A 2,083-nucleotide genomic window follows, 5' to 3' on the forward strand; every position below is an offset into this window, starting at 1 on the left:
GTCTTGTTGATGAAATACGGGAAGTTCATCTCGATGTGGCCGGTGACGGCTTCGAGTTTGACGACCATGTCGCGCAGCATGACCGGGAAGTTCTCGACCGAGATTTCACGTTCGTGGCTGTTCAGGATCTCCACGAAGCGCGACATGTGCGTGCCCTTGAAGTTGTGCGGCAGGCCGACGTACATGTTGAACATGGCGATGGTGTGCTGGACGCCGGTCGATTTGTCCTGGACCTTGATCGGGTGGCGGATGGCCTTGATGCCGACCTTGTTGATGGCGATATGGCGCGTGTCGACCGAGTTCTGGACGTCGGGGATGCTGGTGTTCGGGGTGTTCATGGCTGTTCTTTAAAGAATTATTGTGGGTTGGTCCTGGCCCGCACTGCACGCACGATGCCGTCCTTGTCGAGGCCGAGTTCGGCCAGCAATTGTCCTTGTTCGCCGTGGTCGATGAAGCGGTCGGGCAGGCCGAGGCGAAGCACCGGCACGCTCAGACCGCGTTCCGCCAGAACCCGCTCGATTTCCGAGCCGGCGCCGCCGATCACAGCGTTTTCTTCGACGCTGACAAGCAGGGAATGGTTCCCGGCCAGTTCGACAATCAGCTCGACGTCGAGCGGTTTGACGAAGCGCATGTTGACCACGGTGGCGTCGAGTTCCTCGCCAGCGGCGACGGCGGCCGGAACCAGGCTGCCGAAGGCGAGCAGGGCGACATTCTGGCCCTGGCGGCGGATTTCGCCCTTGCCGACGGGCTGCGTGTCGAGATTTCCAGCCGGAACCTTGCCGGTGCCGCCGCCGCGCGGGTAGCGCACCATGCTCGGGCCATCCAGGGCGTAGGCGGTGGACAGCATCTGGCGGCATTCGGCTTCGTCGGCCGGGGCCATGACGACCATGTTCGGGATGCAGGTGACGAAGGACAGGTCAAAAGTGCCGTGGTGGGTTGGGCCGTCGGCGCCAACGACACCGCCACGGTCGACCGCGAAAATGACCGGTAAATTCTGCAGCGCGACGTCGTGCACGAGCTGGTCATAGCCGCGCTGCAGGAAGGTCGAATAGATGGCAACGACCGGCTTGAGTCCTTCGCAGGCGAGGCCGGCGGCAAAGGTGACGGCGTGCTGTTCGGCAATGCCGACATCAAAATAGCGGTCGGCATGTTCGGCCGAGAAGCGCACCATGCCGGAGCCTTCGCGCATGGCCGGGGTGATGGCGACGAGGCGCGAATCGGCCTTGGCCATGTCGCACAGCCAGTCGCCGAAGACCTGCGTGTAGGTCAGCTTGGCCGGGCCCTTGGCGGACTGGATGCCGTCGCAGGCGGCGAACTTGCCGACGCCGTGGTAGAGAATCGGGTCGGCCTCGGCCAGCTTGTAGCCCTGGCCTTTTTTGGTGATGACGTGGAGGAACTTCGGGCCCTTGAGCTTCTTGAGGTTTTCCAGCGTCGGGATCAGGGCGTCGAGGTCGTGGCCATCAATCGGGCCGTAGTAATGGAAGCCGAATTCCTCGAACAGCGTACCCGGGGCGATCATGCCCTTGACGTGCTCTTCGGCGCGGCGCGCCAATTCGAGCAGCGGCGGCGCGAAGCCAAGCATGTGGCGGCCGGCTTCGCGGGCGACGTTGTAGGTCTTGCTTGAGGTCAGGCGGGTCAGGATGTTGTTGAGCGCGCCGACCGGTGGCGAGATCGACATCTCGTTGTCGTTGAGGATGACCAGCATGTCGGCATCGGCGACGCCGGCGTTGTTCATCGCTTCGAAGGCCATGCCGGCGGATAGCGCGCCGTCACCGATGATGGCGATGGTTTTGCGGTCCTCGCCCTTGTGCTTGGCGGCCAGGGCCATGCCCAACGCCGCCGAGATCGAGGTCGACGAATGGCCGACGCCGAAGGTGTCGTACGGGCTCTCGGCGCGTTTCGGGAAGCCCGAGATGCCGCCGTGCATGCGCAGCGTGCTCATACCTTCGCGGCGGCCAGTGAGTACCTTGTGGGCGTAGCACTGGTGGCCGACGTCCCAGACGACACGGTCTTCCGGCGTATCGAACACGGCGTGCAGGGCAATGGTCATCTCGACGGTGCCGAGATTGGACGACAGGTGGCC

Annotated in this window: 2 protein-coding genes; both read right to left on the reverse strand. The window is 63.7% G+C overall.

Annotation, left to right across the window (positions count from 1 at the left end):
- Positions 1 to 338 (reverse strand): GTP cyclohydrolase, FolE2/MptA family (locus tag ADADOO_RS13545; protein ID WP_511278031.1); only part of this gene is annotated, 338 nt, incomplete at its 3' end.
- 17 nt (positions 339 to 355) lie between these two features.
- The coding region (gene dxs / locus ADADOO_RS13550) for a 1-deoxy-D-xylulose-5-phosphate synthase (RefSeq protein WP_511278032.1) at positions 356 to 2,083 on the reverse strand (1,728 nt) is incomplete at its 5' end.

Source organism: Azonexus sp. (assembly GCF_036170495.1).
In the GTDB taxonomy this organism is placed as follows: Bacteria; Pseudomonadota; Gammaproteobacteria; order Burkholderiales; family Rhodocyclaceae; genus Azonexus.